This is a genomic window from Kocuria sp. CPCC 205258 (assembly GCF_040981005.1).
In the GTDB taxonomy this organism is placed as follows: domain Bacteria; phylum Actinomycetota; class Actinomycetes; order Actinomycetales; family Micrococcaceae; genus Kocuria; species Kocuria rosea.
The window spans coordinates 66987-83760 of record NZ_JAVKPS010000002.1 but is presented as its reverse complement, the minus strand read 5'-3'; the positions used below and the strand labels follow the sequence as shown (position 1 = coordinate 83760).

General features: G+C 73.6%; 22 protein-coding genes. 14 read left to right on the top strand and 8 right to left on the bottom strand.

Features of this window, described 5'->3' with window-relative positions; all coding sequences use genetic code 11:
* Positions 1-20 precede the first annotated feature (20 nt).
* The 5 genes from RF644_RS03630 to RF644_RS03610 are packed head-to-tail and all read left to right on the top strand — an operon-like array spanning position 21 to position 4457.
* Positions 21-1361, top strand: a complete 1341-nt coding sequence (locus tag RF644_RS03630) for an MFS transporter (RefSeq protein ID WP_144835717.1) — start codon at positions 21-23, stop codon at positions 1359-1361.
* Positions 1358-2137, top strand: a complete 780-nt coding sequence (locus RF644_RS03625; RefSeq protein WP_368795425.1) for an SDR family oxidoreductase — start codon at positions 1358-1360, stop codon at positions 2135-2137. Before RF644_RS03630 ends, RF644_RS03625 begins: the two co-directional genes overlap by 4 nt.
* A gap of 20 nt (positions 2138-2157) precedes the next feature.
* Positions 2158-2910 (top strand): SDR family NAD(P)-dependent oxidoreductase, encoded by a 753-nt coding sequence (locus RF644_RS03620; RefSeq protein ID WP_017834874.1) that lies wholly within the window; start codon positions 2158-2160, stop codon positions 2908-2910.
* Positions 2911-2933: 23 nt separating this feature from the next.
* Positions 2934-3296, top strand: a complete 363-nt coding sequence (locus RF644_RS03615) for a hypothetical protein (RefSeq protein ID WP_368795424.1) — start codon at positions 2934-2936, stop codon at positions 3294-3296.
* A gap of 60 nt (positions 3297-3356) precedes the next feature.
* On the top strand, positions 3357-4457 hold the full coding sequence (locus RF644_RS03610; RefSeq protein WP_368795423.1) for an NADH:flavin oxidoreductase: 1101 nt from the start codon (positions 3357-3359) through the stop codon (positions 4455-4457).
* 66 nt (positions 4458-4523) lie between these two features.
* Here RF644_RS03610 and RF644_RS03605 read toward each other — a convergent pair whose 3' ends face one another.
* The 5 genes from RF644_RS03605 to RF644_RS03585 form a co-directional block, all read right to left on the bottom strand.
* On the bottom strand, positions 4524-5489 hold the full coding sequence (locus RF644_RS03605) for a biotin-dependent carboxyltransferase family protein (protein WP_284562904.1): 966 nt from the start codon (positions 5487-5489) through the stop codon (positions 4524-4526).
* A complete protein-coding gene (locus tag RF644_RS03600; RefSeq protein WP_017834475.1) occupies positions 5473-6381 on the bottom strand; it encodes an allophanate hydrolase subunit 1 in 909 nt (302 codons plus the stop codon). Before RF644_RS03600 ends, RF644_RS03605 begins: the two co-directional genes overlap by 17 nt.
* Positions 6378-7790, bottom strand: coding sequence for an acetyl/propionyl/methylcrotonyl-CoA carboxylase subunit alpha (locus RF644_RS03595; RefSeq protein WP_368795422.1), 1413 nt, complete (start codon positions 7788-7790; stop codon positions 6378-6380). The genes RF644_RS03600 and RF644_RS03595 overlap by 4 nt, the downstream gene beginning before the upstream one ends.
* 3 nt (positions 7791-7793) lie before the next feature.
* Positions 7794-8033: an acetyl-CoA carboxylase gene (locus RF644_RS03590; RefSeq protein WP_017834473.1), complete on the bottom strand. Its 240-nt coding sequence runs from the start codon at positions 8031-8033 to the stop codon at positions 7794-7796.
* A 105-nt stretch (positions 8034-8138) separates the two neighbouring features.
* Positions 8139-8894, bottom strand: coding sequence for a 5-oxoprolinase subunit PxpA (locus tag RF644_RS03585; RefSeq protein ID WP_181372611.1), 756 nt, complete (start codon positions 8892-8894; stop codon positions 8139-8141).
* Positions 8895-9174: 280 nt separating this feature from the next.
* Here RF644_RS03585 and RF644_RS03580 point away from each other — a divergent pair, with 280 nt between their 5' ends.
* A complete protein-coding gene (locus RF644_RS03580) occupies positions 9175-9381 on the top strand; it encodes a cold-shock protein (protein WP_035923571.1) in 207 nt (68 codons plus the stop codon).
* Positions 9382-9568: 187 nt separating this feature from the next.
* On the top strand, positions 9569-10480 hold the full coding sequence (locus tag RF644_RS03575) for a phosphotransferase (protein ID WP_368795421.1): 912 nt from the start codon (positions 9569-9571) through the stop codon (positions 10478-10480).
* Positions 10481-10630: 150 nt separating this feature from the next.
* On the opposite strand, the gene RF644_RS03570 is transcribed toward RF644_RS03575, so the two are convergent.
* Genes RF644_RS03570 through RF644_RS03560 form a run of 3 tightly spaced genes read right to left on the bottom strand, consistent with a single transcriptional unit; the run spans position 10631 to position 12193 of the window.
* Positions 10631-10999, bottom strand: coding sequence for an Asp23/Gls24 family envelope stress response protein (locus RF644_RS03570; RefSeq protein WP_133409785.1), 369 nt, complete (start codon positions 10997-10999; stop codon positions 10631-10633).
* Positions 10992-11594 (bottom strand): hypothetical protein, encoded by a 603-nt coding sequence (locus tag RF644_RS03565; protein ID WP_368795420.1) that lies wholly within the window; start codon positions 11592-11594, stop codon positions 10992-10994. Before RF644_RS03565 ends, RF644_RS03570 begins: the two co-directional genes overlap by 8 nt.
* A complete protein-coding gene (locus RF644_RS03560) occupies positions 11585-12193 on the bottom strand; it encodes an RNA polymerase sigma factor (protein WP_017834467.1) in 609 nt (202 codons plus the stop codon). Before RF644_RS03560 ends, RF644_RS03565 begins: the two co-directional genes overlap by 10 nt.
* A gap of 396 nt (positions 12194-12589) precedes the next feature.
* On the opposite strand from RF644_RS03560, the gene RF644_RS03555 reads away from it, so the two are divergent.
* From RF644_RS03555 to RF644_RS03525, 7 genes are all read left to right on the top strand, one after another.
* Positions 12590-13147: an Asp23/Gls24 family envelope stress response protein gene (locus RF644_RS03555; RefSeq protein ID WP_368795419.1), complete on the top strand. Its 558-nt coding sequence runs from the start codon at positions 12590-12592 to the stop codon at positions 13145-13147.
* 213 nt (positions 13148-13360) lie between these two features.
* A complete protein-coding gene (locus RF644_RS03550; RefSeq protein WP_017834465.1) occupies positions 13361-13537 on the top strand; it encodes a hypothetical protein in 177 nt (58 codons plus the stop codon).
* Positions 13538-13540: 3 nt separating this feature from the next.
* A complete protein-coding gene (locus RF644_RS03545) occupies positions 13541-13984 on the top strand; it encodes an Asp23/Gls24 family envelope stress response protein (RefSeq protein ID WP_368795418.1) in 444 nt (147 codons plus the stop codon).
* On the top strand, positions 13981-14547 hold the full coding sequence (locus RF644_RS03540; RefSeq protein WP_368795417.1) for a DUF6286 domain-containing protein: 567 nt from the start codon (positions 13981-13983) through the stop codon (positions 14545-14547). The genes RF644_RS03545 and RF644_RS03540 overlap by 4 nt, the downstream gene beginning before the upstream one ends.
* Before the next feature lie 3 nt (positions 14548-14550).
* Positions 14551-15189 carry a hypothetical protein gene (locus RF644_RS03535; protein WP_368795416.1) on the top strand — a complete coding sequence of 213 codons (639 nt, stop codon included), beginning with the start codon at positions 14551-14553 and terminating at the stop codon, positions 15187-15189.
* Positions 15190-15442: 253 nt separating this feature from the next.
* Complete coding sequence (locus tag RF644_RS03530; RefSeq protein ID WP_368795415.1) at positions 15443-15967, top strand: excalibur calcium-binding domain-containing protein; 525 nt, start codon at positions 15443-15445, stop codon at positions 15965-15967.
* A 28-nt stretch (positions 15968-15995) separates the two neighbouring features.
* Positions 15996-16682: a class F sortase gene (locus tag RF644_RS03525; RefSeq protein WP_368795414.1), complete on the top strand. Its 687-nt coding sequence runs from the start codon at positions 15996-15998 to the stop codon at positions 16680-16682.
* Positions 16683-16774 lie beyond the last annotated feature (92 nt).

The following is a 16774-nucleotide window of genomic DNA, read 5'->3' as shown; positions in this document are numbered from 1 at the left end:
CGGCACGAAGGAACATCGCCATGTCCGCTCTGCGCTCGAACCCGACGCCCTCCGGCGTCGAGCCCTGGAACGTGCCCATCACCCCGAAGGTGGTCAAGCAGGTCTCGATCGTCTGCTTCATCGCCTGGGTGGCCTCCGTCTACGACTTCACCCTCTTCGGCACGCTGCTCCCCGTGATCGCCGAGGACTTCGGCTGGTCGGTGGCCGAGTCCACCGCGATCAACACCTACGCCACGATCGGCGTGTTCATCGTGGCCCTGGCCGTGGGCACGATCATCGACAAGATGGGCCGCAAGAAGGCGCTCATCGTGCTCATGCTCGGCGGCGCCGTGGCGTCCGGTCTCACCGGCGCCGCCATCGGCGCCGCGAGCCTGGTCATCATCCGCTCCTTCTCCGGCTTCTCCATGTCCGAGGAGGTCGTCAACGCGGTCTACCTCAACGAGATCTACAAGGAGGCCAAGAGCCGCGGCCTCATGTACTCGCTCGTCCAGGGCGGCTGGCCGGTCGGCGCACTGGTCTCCGCGGGACTGTCGGCCCTGACGCTCCCGCTCATCGGCTGGCGCTGGAGCTTCGTCGTCGCCGCGGTGCTGTCCCTGATCGTCGTCGGCCTGGCCCTGCGCCTGCCGGAGTCCCCGACCTTCGCCGCGATGAAGGAGGTCCGGCGGCGCCGGGCCGCCGGCGACACCGCCGGTGCCCACGCGCTGGCCGACGAGCACGACCTCGAGGAGGCGGCCCACCACGCCACCGGCGTGAAGGACGTCTTCACCCCGGAGCTGCGTCGGCACACGACCTGCCTGTCCCTGGCGTGGTTCTTCAACTGGTTCGGCATCCAGGTGTTCTCCGTCCTGGGCACCACCATCCTGGTCGAGGCCAAGGGCGTCTCCTTCGACAACGCCCTCATCATCCTGGTGCTCTCCAACGCGGTGGGCTTCGTGGGCTACGTCTTCCACGGCTGGCTGGGCGACAAGATCGGCCGCAAGCCGACCGTGGTCCTCGGCTGGATCGCCGGCGGCATCGTCAGCCTGGCGATGCTGCTGGGCCCGGGCACCTCCGGCTACATCATCCCGCTGTACGCCATGACGCTGTTCTTCCTCACCGGCCCGTACGCGGCGCTGCTGTTCTACATGGGCGAGTCCTTCCCGCCACAGGTGCGCGGTATGGGGGCGAACGTGGCCCACGTGATGGCGCCGCTCGGCGGCATCGCCGGCTCCGGGCTGCTCACCATCCTGCTGACCGCAGGGGTGGACACGGCCACGGCGGCGATCATCACCGGCTCCGGCGGGCTGATCCTCTCGGCGCTGTGCATGGCCGGGACCCGCACCCTGAAGGACGCCCACCTGAAGACCACGGTGATCGCATGATCCGCGACGACGGACTCGAGGGAAAGGTCGCCGTCATCTCCGGCGGCGGCAGCGGGATCGGCCGGGCCCTGGCGGTCGCCTACGCCCGGGCCGGGGCGCACAGCGTCATCGGCTACCTCCCCTCGGACCCCCACGACGCGACGGACACCGTCCGCGCCGTGGAGGCCGCGGGCGGGCGCAGCACGGCCGTCCCCATGGACGTGCGCAGCTTCGAGGACACCGAGAAGCTCGCCCAGGCCGCGCTCGACGAGTTCGGCCGGCTGGACATCTCGGTGGCCGCGGCCGGCATCCTGCGCCGTGCCGCGCTCGCGGACATGACCGACCAGGCGTGGGACGACATGATGGCCGTCGACCTCTCCGGGGTGATGCGCGTCTTCCGCTCCTGCAGCACGCGGATGACCCACGGCGGGGCCATGGTGGCGACGTCGTCGATCGCCGGCGGCGTCTACGGGTGGGAGGAGCACAGCCACTACGCGGCGGCGAAGTCCGGGCTCATCGGCCTGTGCCGCTCGCTGGCCGTGGAGCTCGCACCCCGCAAGATCCGGGTCAACGCCGTCATCCCGGGGCTGATCGAGAGCCCCCAGTCCCTGGACCCGGTGAACTCGCTGGGCCGCGAGGGCCTCGACGCCGCGGGCTCGATCATCCCCTGGGGCCGCGTGGGCAACGTCGACGAGGCCGCGCGCACCATCCGCTTCCTCACCGGCGACGACTCGGCCTACGTCACGGGTCAGCAGCTGATCGTCGACGGCGGGCTCACCGTCCGCTGGCCGAGCTGAGCCCACCAGGAAAGGCAGACATGGAACAGCAACTGACCGGAAAGGTCGCCGTCGTCACCGGCGGCGGCAGCGGCATCGGCGCGGCGATCGCCCTGCTCTTCGCCCGGGAGGGCGCGGACGTGGCCGTGCTGGACCGCGACGAGCAGCACGCGGCGGCCGTCGCGGAGGAGAGCGGCAGCTTCGGCGGGCGCACCACGGCGATCGCCGTGGACGTCACCGACGGCGAGGCGGTGCAGCAGGCGATGGCACGGGTCGTCGAGGAGCTCGGCGGGATCGACGTCCTCGTCAGCGCCGCCGGCATCCTCGACGAGACGCCGCTGCTGGAGATGACCGAGGCGACATTCGACAAGGTCCTGGCCGTGGACCTCAAGGGCGTCTTCCTGGCTGCGCGCTGGGCCGCGCCCCACATGGTGGAGCGCGGCGGCGGGCGGATCATCAACATCGCCTCCCAGCTGGGCATCAAGGGCGGCACTGGCCTGACGCACTACGTGGCGGCCAAGGCCGGGGTGATCGGCATGACGAAGGCCATGGCGCTGGAGCTCGCCGAGCACCACATCCTCGTCAACTCGATCGCGCCCGGTCCGGTCGTGACGCCGCTGATCGAGGGGCTGTCCGAGGAGTGGAAGGCCGCCAAGCAGGCGGAGCTGCCCATCGGCCGCTTCGGCCAGGCCCACGAGGTGGCGCCCACCGCGCTGCTGCTGGCCTCCTCGCCCGGCGGCGACCTCTACACCGGCCAGACGCTGGGCCCCAACAGCGGCGACGTGATGCCGTAGCCGGCCCCGGAGGAGATGCCACCATGTGCGCAGGATGCCCCGGAGGGCGGGCGGTCTCGAAGGTCACCGCCTACATCAACCTCCACGGGATGAAGCAGGCCGTCCTCGCGGAGCTGCGGCGCAGCGTGGGGCGCCGCGCGAGGATCACCGTGCTCGGCGACCGGTGGGTGCTGGGCTCCCGGACGGGCGCCCAGCAGGTCTTCCCCGACGTCGAGACGCTGGCCGACGCCCTGGTCGACCAGCACCTGGTCGACCGGCGCCTGCTGCCGGACGACGGCGGCGCGGAGTTCGAGCGGATCCTCGCCGCCGGGACCCACCACGGCGCCCCGCCCCTGGACGCGGGGCGGCTCGTGCGGGCGCTTCTCCTCAGCGCCGACACCGTGTGAGCCTTCTCGGAGGCACCCGCCGACCCGACCACCCCCGAACGACTCCCGAAGGAGATGCACATGCCGGATCTCGACCCCCTCTGGTCCCCCCTGCAGATCGGTCCCGCCGCACTGGAGAACCGCGTGGCGCTGGCTCCGATGACCCGGATCAGCGCCACGGAGGAGGGCCACGCCACCGAGCGCATGGTCTCCTACTACGAGGCCTTCGCCCGCGGCGGCTTCGGGCTGCTGATCACCGAGGGGATCTACCCCGACGCCGCCCACGGGCAGGGCTACCTGTACCAGCCCGGGATCGCCACCGACGACCAGGCCCGGGCGTGGTCCGAGGTGGTCGACGCCGTCCACGCGGCCGGGGCGAAGATCTTCGCCCAGCTCATGCACGCGGGGTCCCAGGCCCAGGGCAACCGGTTCGTCGACTCCACGATCGGTCCCTCCGCGGTGGCCCCCAAGGGCGAGCAGCTGGGCTTCTACCGCGGTGAGGGCCCGTACCCCGTGCCCGCGGAGATCACGGCGGAGCAGATGGCGGAGGTCCGGCAGGCGTTCGTGGACGCCGCGCTGCGCGCCCGTGACGCCGGGTTCGACGGCGTCGAGATCCACGGCGCCAACGGGTACCTGCTCGACCAGTTCCTCACCGACTACCTCAATCTCCGGACCGACGAGTACGGCGGTTCGCCGGAGAACCGGGTGCGATTCGCCGCCGAGGTCTGCCGGGCCGTGCGCGACGCCGTGGGGCCGGACCTGGCGGTGGGCATCCGCATCTCCCAGGCCAAGGTCAGCGACCACGACCACCGGTGGAGCGGCGGGCCCGACGAGGCCGAGGTGATCTTCTCGACCCTGGGCGCCACCGGGATCGACTTCGTCCACACCACCGAGTACCGGGCGACCGCCCCGGCGTTCGGCGACGAGGGGCCCTCGCTCGCGGCGCTGGCCAAGCAGCACTCGGGTCTGCCCGTGATCGCCAACGGGCACCTGGACGACCCGGAGACGGCCGTGTCCATGCTGGCGGACGGCACGGCCGACGTGGTCGCCCTGGGCAAGGCGGCGCTGGCCAACCGGGACTGGCCGCAGCGGGTGCGCAGCGGCCGGCCGCTCGCCGACCTCGACGGCAGCCTGCTCGCACCCCTGGCCGACGTCAAGGACTGGGAGCTGGAACTCTCCTGAGCGGACGCACCGCGGCGGGTGGTGCCGAACCGGCACCACCCGCCGCGGCCCGCGAGGCCCGGCTGCTCACAGCGCCCAGATCTCCTCCAGCCGCTCCGCCCGCTCGTGGCGCGCCTGCAGCGCCTCCTCCATGGACACCGCGCGGAACCGGGTGACCGTGCCCGGGGCGGCACGGGCCAGCAGGTCCATGTCCGCGGAGATCACGGTGCCCACCATGGCGTAGCCCCCGCCCGAGACCGCGTCCCGGTGCAGCACGATCGGCTGGGTGCCGCCGGGGACCTGGATGGAGCCCACGGCGTAGCCGGCGTCCACGATGTTGGAGGGGTCCGAGCCCGCCCCGAACGGCTGCCGGCGCTGGATCCACTCCACGCCCGGGCCCTCGAAGCGCAGGCCCATCCGGTCCGCCACGGGAGTGAGCTTCCACTCCTCCTCGACCAGCCGGCGCCGGCCCTCGTCGGTGAGCAGGTGGTCGTAGAGGCCCCACATGATCCGCAGCTCCAGCGACCTCCCGAAGCCCGGTCGCAGGCGCTCCGGGATCTCCTCGACCTCGGGCAGCAGGCCGGTGGGCTCGCCCACCGGCACCACGTCCCCGGCCTCCAGCTTCCGGCCGTCCAGCCCACCCAGCCGCCCGATCGCGTAGGTGGAGCGCGAGCCGAGCACCTCCGGCACGGAGATGCCGCCGCGGACGGCCAGGTAGAACCGGGCGCCGCCGCGGAGCACGCCGAACTTCACGGCGTCCCCCGCCGCCAGCTCGATCCGCCGCCACGACGGGCGCTCCTCACCGTTGACCAGCACGGGCAGGTCCGCACCGGTCACAGCGATCGTCGTCGGGGCGTCCACGGTGAAGGCGGGGCCCGTGTAGGTGCACTCGAGCACGGCCTCCACGGCGGTGTTGCCGACCAGCTTGTTCGCCGCCTGCGCGGACTCCTGGTCCATGGCCCCGCCCTGCGGGATGCCCACGTGGTAGTACCCGATCCGTCCCTGGTCCTGGACGGTGGTCAGCAGTCCGGGCTGCTCAATCGTCAGCGCCATCGAGGGCCTCCAGAAGGGTGCGGTTGTAGCTGTCGGGATCGGCGAGCGCGGCTTCGACGTCGAGGGTCACGGGCGCCTGCTTGTACCGCCAGGTGCCGTCCTCGACCTGCTGCTGGATGGAGCGGTACTCGGCCTCGTCGACCGGCCGGAACTTCACGAGGTCCCCGGGCCGGAACAGGATGAGGAAGTCCCGGAAGTCGCGCAGGTGCTGCTCGGGGTCGTAGATGGGGGCGGCGGCGATGCCGAACATCTGGTAGCCGCCGGCGCCGCGCACCGAGTAGATGCACGCGAAGCACCCGCCGTGGCCCACGGTGAGCGGGGGAGTGTCGGTGCGGGGGCTGAGGTACTTGGGCACCTCGAGCTGCCGGTCCCTCGGCACGAGCTGGTACATGAACGGCAGCCCGGCCACGAAGCCCACCATGGACACCAGCCACGGGGACTCGTGGTGGCGGCGGATGAACTCGGCGGCGTCCGCGAGGCCGTTGACCTTCGCGGCGTAGTCGAGATCGGTGCCGGAGGGGTCCTGGTGGTAGCCCTCGCGGAAGCGGGCCACGACCTCGGCGGTGTAGGGGTCCTGGTACCAGACCGGGACCTCGATGATCCGGGTCTCGGCGGTGTACTGCGTGGACTCGCGGGCCTGCCCCTCGAGCTCCTGGGTGCGGCGCTTGAGGTCCTCGGCCCTGATCACGTCCGGGTCGAAGCGCACCAGCAGGGACGCGTTGGCGGGGCAGACGTCCACCACGCCGGGCAGGTCCAGGGCGGAGAGGCCGTGCGCCACGGTGGTGGCCAGGTAGTTGGCGGTGAGGTTCATGGCCTCGTCGAACTCCACGAACAGGAACTCGTCACCGCCCCACGTGTACCGGGCGGTGGGCAGGTACAGGGTCTCGGTCATGGTGCGCTCCCCTCACTGGGAATGTCGCCGGGCTCGTCGCTGGGTGTGCCGCCGGCCCGGCCGGTCAGCAGCTCGGTCTCGATCCAGGTGGTGTGGTGCGCCACGGCCGCGAACTCCGGGTCCAGCACGAGCCGCCGCAGCAGCGGCACCGTGGTCCTGATCCCCTCCACGTGCGTGGCGGCCAGGGCCGCGCCCATCCGCTGCACGGCCGTCTCCCGGTCCTCGGCGTGCACGATCAGCTTGGCCAGCAGCGAGTCGTAGTACGGGGCCACGGTGTCGCCGCTGCGCACGCCGGAGTCCACGCGGTACTCGGAGCCCTCCGGCCAGTCGAGGCGGCTGATCGTGCCCGGGCTCGGCATGAACCCCTTCTCCGGGTCCTCGGCGTTGATCCGGCACTCCACGGAGTGCCCGGCGAAGGAGATGTCCTCCTGCCGCAGCTCCGTGCGCCCGGTCGAGGCGATCGTGAGCTGCTCGGCGACCAGGTCCACGCCCGTGACGAACTCCGTGACCGGGTGCTCCACCTGCAGGCGGGTGTTCATCTCGATGAACGCCGCCTCGTGCCGGACGGGGTCGTAGAGGTACTCGACCGTGCCCACCCCGGTGTAGGAGCACAGCCGGGCCAGGTTCACGGCGGAGTCCCGGATGCGCTCGCGGACCTCGTCCGGCAGGTCCGGGGCGGGGGCCTCCTCCACGATCTTCTGGGAGCGGCGCTGCAGGGAGCAGTCGCGGTCGCCCAGGTGCAGGAAGGTCTGCCCGTCGCCGAGGACCTGGACCTCCACGTGCCGGGCCCGCTCCACGAACCGCTCCAGGTACACCGTGGGGTCCCCGAAACTCGCCCCGGCCTCGGACCGGGCGGTGTCGACGGTCCGCAGCAGGTCCTCCTCGGCGCGGACCAGGCGGATGCCGCGCCCGCCGCCACCGGCCGAGGCCTTGATGACGAGCGGGTAGCCGACCTCCCGGGCCAGCGCCAGCACGGCGTCGTCGTCGCCCTCCAGGGGCCCGTTGGACCCGGCGAGGACGGGCACCCCGGCCGCGATCGCGGCCTCCAGCGCCCGGGTCTTGTGGCCCATGAGGTCGATGACGTCGGGGGCGGGGCCCACCCACGTCAGACCCGCTTCCTGGACGCGCCGGGCGAACGCGGCGTTCTCGGAGAGGAAGCCGTAGCCGGGGTGCACGGCGTCGCACCCGTGCTCCAGGGCCGCGACCACGAGCGCCTCCGCGTTCAGGTAGGACTTCTGGGCCGGGGCGGGGCCGACCACGGCCACGGCGTCGGCGAGCTCCGCCGCCATGGAGTCCTGGTCCACCTCGCTCACGGCCAGCACGGTGCGCAGGCCCATCTGCTGCGCCGAGCGCAGGATCCGGACCGCGATCTCGCCCCGGTTGGCCACCAGGAGCGTGGAGATGGGCACGACTCAGCTCTCCGCGACGACGGCGATGACGTCCCCCGGGTTGACCATGTCGCCGTCCTCCACCTCGAAGGCCTGGATCGTGCCGGCGGCGTCCGACTGGACCTCCGAGAACTGCTTCATCACCTCGATGAGACCGATGACCTGGCCGGCCTCGACCGGGTCGCCGTCCCGGACGAACGGGTCCTTGTCGGGGGAGGGGCGGCGGTAGAAGACACCGGGGAGCGGGGACTGGATCTCGGTCATGGTGCGGGTCCTTTCGGTCGGGTGGAAAGACATGGGGTCGGCGGGCACCGGGTCGGGGAGCTCCGGGTCCGGGTCGGAAGGCCGGGACGACGGCGGCCGGGCGGGTCAGGTGCCCGTCGCCGCGTGGGCGTCGATCGCCGCGCGGACGGCGCGGGCCACCGCGGGCGCCCCCGGGGCGTCGGAGTGCACGCAGACCGACTCGAAGCGCATCGGCAGTTCCGTGCCGTCCTCGGCCCGCACGACCCCTTCGGCCAGGGCCTGCGCCACCCGGTCGGCGGCGGCGCGCGGGTCGGTGGCGTGGGGCGTGCGCTGGATGATCAGCCCGCCCTCGGCGTTGTAGTCGAGGTCCACGTAGAGCTCGGCCACGAAGGGCACGCCGCGCTCGGCGCACACGGACTCGTGGGCGGTGCCGGCCATGCCGAGCACGGGCACGCGGTAGTCGGCGGCCACCGCCGCCACCGCCTCCATGAGCGCCGGGTCCTTGGCGACCATCCCGTAGAGCGAGCCGTGCGGCTTGAGGTGGTGCAGGTCCGCCCCGTGCTGGAGCAGGAAGCCGGTGAGGGCGCCCACCTGGTAGCGGACCAGGGACTCGACCTCTTCCGGGGTGAGCACCATGGCGCGGCGGCCGAAGCCCCACTGGTCGGGCAGGGAGGGGTGGGCGCCGATCGCGACGTCGTGGGCCACGGCGGCGGCCACGGTGGCGGACATGATGTCCGGGTCCCCGGCGTGGAAGCCGCAGGCGACGTTGGCGAGGTCCACGACCTGCAGCAGCTCCGGGTCGTTGCCGAAGCGGTGCAGGCCGATCCCCTCGCCCATGTCCGAGTTGACGGTGGGCCGGGTGCGGGTCTCAGGTGTGGCCATGGTCACAGCCTATGGACGCGACGCGCCCGTGGGAACGGCCTCGGGGCGATCCCCCGGCGATCTCGAGGTGTCCGCGGGGGCAGTGGGGCCCGTCACTGTGCTTTTCCCCGAACACCTGTAGAGTCATCACCAGTTGTTGAAGTTTCGTTCTTGCAGTTCAAGCAGTTCGCCCGGACATCGGGCGCAGCAGTTTTTCTGAGAAGACGTTTTGGCAGGCATCGCAACGCCCGAGCACCCCGATCGCCGGGGACGCTCCGTTTCCCAGAAAGACAGGTTCCCCATGACTACTGGCACCGTGAAGTGGTTCAACGCCGACAAGGGCTTCGGCTTCATCACCCCCGAGGACGGCTCCAAGGACGTGTTCGCGCACTTCTCCGCGATCAACTCCGGCGGGTTCCGCTCCCTCGAGGAGAACCAGCGCGTCGAGTTCGAGACCCAGGACGGCCCCAAGGGCCCCCAGGCCGCGAACATCACCGTGCTTGCGTGATCACGCTCTGATCTCCTCGTGAGATCTCCGGCGCGGGGCTGAACGCCCCGGCGTCGACCTGACATCGCCACCTGGCTCCGGCCGGGTGGCGATGTCTTTCTCTGCCGGACCCCCGCACCGGGTCCCGGGGCCGGCAACCCGGATCGGGGTGCGCCCGAGCCGACGCAGCCGGGAGGAGGGGTGGACGATGCCCGAGGTCGAGGTGCAGCCGACGGCCGCCCAGGTGCGCCGCCTGCTGGAGGCGCAGCTGCCGCGGGAGCTCCGCGGACTCCTGGACCTGACGCCGACCCCGGTGGCGCAGGGCTGGGACAACGTGCTGTTCCGGCTCGGCCCCGCCCACGCGGTGCGCCTGCCGGTGCGCCGCGCCGCCGTCCCGTGCCTCATCCACGAGGTGCGGTGGACGGCCGTGGCCGGCGCACCGCTGGCCGCGCTGGGGATCGCCGTGCCCCGGCCGGTGTTCCGCGGCGGCCCCGGCGCCGGGTACCCGTGGCCCTGGGTGGTGGTCCGGTGGATCGAGGGCGAGGCCGTCGCGACCCTGCTGCTCGCCCGGCGCGGGCGGCTCGCGGAGGACCTGGCCCGGGCCCTGTCCTCGCTGCACCGGCCGGCACCCGGGGACGCCCCGCGCAATCCCTACCGGGGTGTCCCGCTCGACGCGCGGCTCCGCGCGTCGCCCCCGTCCTGGCCGGCCGCGGCCGCGGTGCTCGGGGCGCGGCGCACCGAGCGGCTCCGCGGCGTCGTCGACGACGGCCTGCGCGCCGCCCCGTGGTCACGGCCGGCGGTCTGGCTGCACGGGGATCCGCACCCCTGGAACCTCGTGCACCGGGACGGGCGGCTGGCCGGTCTCGTCGACTTCGGGGACGTCTGCGCTGGGGACCCCGCGTCCGATCTCGCCGGCGCGTGGCTGGCCTTCGACGCGGACCAGCGCTCCGGGTTCCGCGCCGTCGTCGACAGCACCGGCCGGTACGACGACGACGTGTGGCGCCGCGCCGCCGCCTGGGCCGCCCTGTACGTCGCGGCGCTGGCGGCGAACCCCGGCGCCGGCCCGGACTTCGGTCCCGTGCTCCGGCACGCGGCCGCGCAGCTGGCACCTGCGTCCTGACGGCCCGGACCATCGGCAGTTCCCGCACCGGGCGCGGGGTGGTCACCGACGTCGTCGCCGGCCCGGGTGGACCGGAAGCCGGCCCGGTGCCGCAGGCTGCTGCCGGGCGGTGCCGATCCTCGGCGCCGCCGCCGCGTGCCGGGTGGGGGTTCAGTCGCCGATCGTGAGCACGGAGACCGTCACCGAGGTGCAGGTGAGGCCCAGCGCGGACAGGGTGGCGGCGACGGCGCGCTGCACGTCCTCGGCCACGGAGCGCAGGCGGTGACTCGGGGCGGTGGCGATGTCCACGGACACGGCCGCCGTGGTCCCGGCCAGGTCCAGCTCCAGGCCCTGACCGCCGAGCAGGGCGTCGCGCTGCAGCAGAGCGCCGCCCCACTGGCCCACGCGGCCGAGCAGCGACGGCTCGAGCCGGACCACGCCCGGCACGGCGAGCACGGCCTGGGTGAGGGCGGCGGTGACGGCCTCGGCGTCCGGGTCCGCCCCGGTGGGCAGGGTGTGCGGGCTGTCGATGTCAGGCATCGTAGACGTCCTCCACAACGATGTTCACGGCCCCGGGGTCCACGGACACGTGACGGCTCAGGACCGCGATGACGCGATCACGGATGTCGGCGCTCACCCGCGGCACCGTGACGGTGTGGGAGATGGCGATGCGGCACGTCACGGCGTCGAGGACGGGCGCCTCGGGGTCGTAGCCCAGCTGGCCGTCGAGCCGCCGTCGCGGGGTGATGTCGATGCGCCGGGCGCGGACGCCCGGCACGGAGTCGGCCGCGAGCCGGACCAGGCTCACGAGCGCCTGCTCGCTGACGAGCACAGGGCCGATCTCGGTGACGGTGGCAGGGATGCGCCGGCCGCGGCGGACCTCCGCGCGCGCCACGGCGAGGACGTTCTCCCGCACCCTGGCCCGGGGCCTGAGGCTCTCGTCCGGGTCCGTGCCGGCCGTCTCCTCCAGGGAGCGGTGGCGGGCGGTGACCGAGCGCAGGGTCTGCAGGCTCGCGCGGGCGGCCCGGCACTGGTCGCACGTGAGCTCGTGGGCGTCCGACGGGCGGTCGATGTTCTGCCACACCTCGTCGATGCTGCGCCCGCACCCCAGGCGGGGGTTCTCGTCTATCGCCATGACATCATCCCCTTCGCCAGTTCTGCTCGTGCTCGGGCCAGGCGCCCCCGGACCGTCGACTCGGAGACGGACAGCGCCTGGGCGATCTCGCGGTAGGGGCGCTCCTGGATCTCCCGCATCAACCAGCAGGCGCGCAACGGGGGTGGCAGCTGGTGCACCAGCTGGGTGAGCTCGTCGAGCTGGTGCTGGGTCTCGGTCACGGCGGCCGGGTCGGAGGGCGACCGTGGACCCACTGTGTCATGCACGGCCGTGGATTCGGGGATTTCCTGGGGCGCCCACGGGTCCGTTTCGCGGCTGCCGGCGCGCTGCAGCAGGTCCAGGCAGCGGCGCGAGGCGATGCGGTACAGCCATCCGCCGAACGCCCCGTTGGTGGTCAGCGTAGGCAGGGCCCGCCAGGCCCGGATCAGGGTGTCCTGGACGATGTCCTCGGCGTCCTGCCGGTTGCCCACCATGTTGTAGGCGTACCGGTAGAGCCTGCCCTCGTAGCTGACGACCAGCTGCTCGAACGCGTCGACGTCCCCGTCCTGCGCCCGGGCGACGAGGGTGTCCTCGTCCAGCGCCACCGCTCCGTGCGGTTGCCCCGGGTCCACATCGTCCACGTGCAGGTCTGCCTCTCGTCGTCGGTGCCGCCCGCGTGCCGCTCCTCGGGCGGGGTCGCCCGGTCGTGCGGCCACCCTGCGCGGTGCCGTCGGAGGACCGCACCCGGGCACGCCGTCCCGAAGTGCGGGAGCGTGCCCGGACCAGCATGCACGTCTTCCCAGAATTTAGCTAGACGATCTAGCGACAATGGGATTGGATGAGGGGCGGTCGTGATCGGCATCCGCCGGTCCGGCCGCTGGGCGTGATGCAGATCACATCGAACGGGCGTGACGAACGGCGAGGACGGCCGGTCTTACCTGTACCGGCACCGATGACCGCCCCCGCACCGGGGGACGTCGGCAGGCCGACCCGAGCACGACCAGTCCACCCGTCTTCCACGACCGAGGAGAAGCACCATGGCCCAGAACACCTCCGTTCCCCGTCCCGGCGAGAACACCTCGACCCAGTCCGGGACGAGCATCCCCCGCACCGGTGAGGAGCGCGCCCGCGACGAGGCCCGGGAGGCCCCGACCACGCTGGAGCCCCGCCGCCCGGTGGGCCCGCTGCAGTCGGACCGCGGCAACACGACCCTGGAGGACACGGTCGTGGCCAAGATCGCCGGCATGGCCGCCCGCGAGGTCCCCGGCGTCTACGCCATGGGCAACGCCGCCCGCCGGGCGTTCAACGCGATCAGCGACCGCATCCCCAACTCCCAGACCAACGTCTCCGGCGGCATCAGCGTGGAGAAGGGCGAGCGGCAGACGGCCATCGACGTGACCGTGGTCGTCGACTACGGCGCCTCCGTGGTGGAGGTCGGCAACGGCATCCGCCGCAACGTGATCCAGGCGGTCGAGCAGACCACCGGGCTCGAGGTCGTCGAGGTCAACGTCAACGTCTCCGACGTCCACCTCCCCGAGGAGGACGGCGCCGGTCGCGGCGTCCCCGCCGGCTCCTCGGCCGGCGAGCTGGAGTAGCGTCCCCGCCCGCGCGCCATCGGTGTCCGGACCGTCCGGTCCCGGACCGGGGCGCGCGGGCCCACCGACTCCCGTCCGTCGTCCGCCGCCCCTCGGCGGGCGGCGGACGGGGCCACGCAGGGGCCGTCCCGGACGAGCACCGCGTGCCGCCGGACCCGCCGCTCCCCGCCCGCGGCACCTCCCTTCCCCGATGTCCCGTGAAAGGACCTCATCGTGTCTGTCTCCCGTACCGCCCTCTTCGTGGGCCTGCTGCTGGGACTGGTCGTCGCCTTCGGCACCTTCACCCAGTTCCTGCTCGTGGTGCTCTTCGGTGCCGCCGGGCTCCTGATCGGCCGTGTGCTCGAGGGCAAGCTCGACCTGTCCGAGCTCGTCGGCCGCGGCCGGAGGTGACCGGTGACCGCCATCGTCCGTTCTGACGCCCCGGCGTCACGGTCCGCGGCCGGCGCCGCCCATCGCGGCCCGGCGCAGGGCCCGGCCCTCGCCGAGCGCGGCACCCTGACCGTGCCCTCGTCCGTGGTCGCCAAGATCGCGGCGCAGGCCGCCTGGGAGCTGGACGCCGTCGGCGCCGCCTCCGGCGGTGTGCTCGGCCTCGGCGCGCGCCGCGACTTCGAGCGGCGGCCCACGGCCGACGCCCGCATCTACGGCCGCGCCGCCGTGATCGAGCTCGACCTCGGGGTCGCCTACCCCACCCCGCTGCGGCGGACCGCGGACCGGATCCGCGCGCACGTCACCGCCCGGGTCCGCGACCTGACCGGTCTGGACGTGGAGCAGGTGGACGTGAAGATCTCCTGGTTGCACCCGGCCGGAGCCGGCGGTACGAGAGGAGCACTGCTGTGAGCACCCCGTCCTTCCCGCCCCTGCGCCGACGCCCGGCCCGGGTCGTCCCCTCCGTGCTGGTGGGCCTGCTCGGGCTGACCGCCGCGGGCCTGTTCGCCTGGGCCGCGGTCCTGCGCTTCACCCAGGGCTCCTGGCCCGAGCCGGTCGCCACCGGCGCCCCGGCCGTCCTCGAGACCCCGGTCACCGACCCGGGGGTGCTCGCCGCCGGCACCCTCCTCACCGTGCTGGGTCTCGTCCTGCTGCTGTGCGGGCTCGTCCCCGGCCGGTACCGCGCCGCCCGGGTGCAGGTGCCCCCGCAGCTCTACGGCGGCTCCGAGGAGACGGTGCTCACCCACCGCGGTCTCGGCCGGCTGCTGGAGGCCCGCACCGCCCGGGTCGACGGCGTGGGCCGCGTCCGGGCCGAGGTGGGCGAGCGCCGCGTCCGCCTGCACGTGGACACCCCGCTGCGCGAGACCGGGGCCCTGGCGCCCCGGGTGCGCACGGTCGCCGAGGACGCCTTCGTCCGCCTGCCGCTGGCCACCGCCCCGCAGGTGTCCGTGTCCGTCACCGAGAAGAGGAGCTGACCGATGCGCACCGTCTCCGGAACCCGCAACCGCAGCCTGCTCACCGTCCTGGGGCTGGTCCTGACCCTCGCCGGGGCCTGGCTCGTGCTCCTCGCCACGGGGACCGCCGCACGCCTCCAGGGCGTGGGCGCCCTGGCCCCCGCCGAGGGCGCCGCCGTGGGGGATCTCCTCGGCCCGGTCGACCAGGTCCTCCTGCCCGTGGGGATCGCCCTGATCGTCCTCGTCGGGCTGGTCGCCCTGTGGTGGCTGGCCCACCAGGTCCCCACCAGGGACCGGCCCGTGGACTACCGGCTCCAGGACGACGACGACCACGGCGTGGTCAGCATCGCGCCGTCCGTCATCGCCGCCGCGGTCCAGGCGCAGTGCGAGGAGCTGCCCGACGTCAAGCGGGCCACCGTGGAGCTGGCCGGCTCCGCCCGCGACCCCGAGCTGCTCCTCGACCTGACCCTCACCCCGGGCGCGTCCGTCGACCGGGTGCTGGACCAGGTCTACGGGACGGTGGTGCTCGACGTGGCCGTCGCCCTCGAGGTGGAGCTCGCCCACGTGGCCGTCCGCCTGGACGTGGCCCGTGCGGCCCCCCGCGACACCCAGGTGGCCGTGCATGGCACGCGTCCCCGCGCGGAGAAGACCGCGGCGCACTAGGCGTCCGGCCGCAGCGGCGCTGTCCCGGACCGGGGGGATGGGGGCGGCGCCGCGGACCGCCGGCTCCGCTCCGCGAACCGCGTCATGAAACGCACACGATGCGTTCCGATGCGCCCGGTCGCGCCGGACGTGCGGGTGATCCGGCCCCTCGGGCCCCGCCCGGGCTTCCATCACGAAACGGCACGTGACGTTGCAGTGGTGAACCTCCTACGATGCGCTTGCACATCAGCACTCCCAGAAGCGAGGGAACACCATGAAGAACAGTGCAGCGGGCGTGGCGGCGGCGGCGATCGGGCTCGTGGTCCTGACGGCAGGACCGGCGACGGCCGCGCCCGGTGACGCGATGGTCTTCACCGACTGCGCCACGGCCGCCGGGTACGGCGTCCACAACATCCCGGTGGGCTCCGTCAGCTACAGCACGAGCCTCGTCGACGACGACGGCGACGGCGTCGTGTGCGAGAGCGCCGAGTGGTCCTACGACCCCACCCGCATCCCCGTGGAGAACGCATCGGGGGGCTGGAGCCACACCGTCATCGACTGGGTCCCCGGCGCCGGCCCCGGGCCGGACGCCCAGCCCGACGAGGTGCCCGGGGAAGTGCCTGCCGAGGACCCGTATACCCAGGTGGACGAGGTGCCCGTGGGCGGCGCCGACACCGGTGCCGCCGTGGACGCCGGTTCCGGAGCCCCGGTCCTCGCCGGCGGTCTGGCCCTGGCGGCGGTGGCCTCGGCGGCGGCCGCCGCGGTGGCGGTGCGCCGGCGCGGTGCCGGCCGGGCCTAGGCCGGGCCGGGCGGAGGGACCGGTCCCCGTGCCGGATCCGACCGCCGACCGCCGCAGGGGCCGCCTGGTCCCTGCGGCGGTCGTCCTCCTGCTGCTCAGCGGCTGCGCGGGCGGGTCCCCCGCGCAGCCCGCTGCCCCGTCGTCGTCGGCGGTGTCCGCCGCGCCGGCGCGGACGCCGGCGCCGGGTGCGACGGCCGCGCCCACCACACCGGCTGCCGCACCGTCCGCCGCCCCGGCGCCCGAGGCGCTGCCGCCGGTGCTGCCGGGATCCGCGCCCGTGGCGGTGCGGATCCCCGCGGTGGGGGCCTCGTCCGAGCTGCTGCACCTGGGCCTGCGCCCGGACGGGTCGCTGGAGGTGCCGCCGACCGGCCCCGGGGCCCCGGCCTCCTGGTACACGTCCTCGCCCACACCGGGGGAGCGGGGGCCGGCAATCCTGCTCGGCCACGTCAACGCGACCGACGGCGGGCCCGGTGTCTTCGCGGGGCTGCGCGGCCTGGCCCCTGGCGACACCGTGGAGATCGCGCGGGCGGACGGCAGCACGGCGGTGTTCGTCGTCGACCGCGGGGAGCAGTACGCCAAGGACGCCTTTCCCACGCGGGCCGTCTACGGCAACACGGCCGGAGCGGAGCTGCGCCTGATCACGTGCGACGGCTACGACCCCGCCACCGGCCTGTTCGACGACAACTACGTGGTCTACGCGACCCTCGCGACCTGATTCCTCCCTCCTCCCGCGGGATGGCACCTGCCGGCGACCGGGGGCGCCGCCGTCGCCGACACCGGTGGTCTCGCGGACCCAGGGCCCGGGGT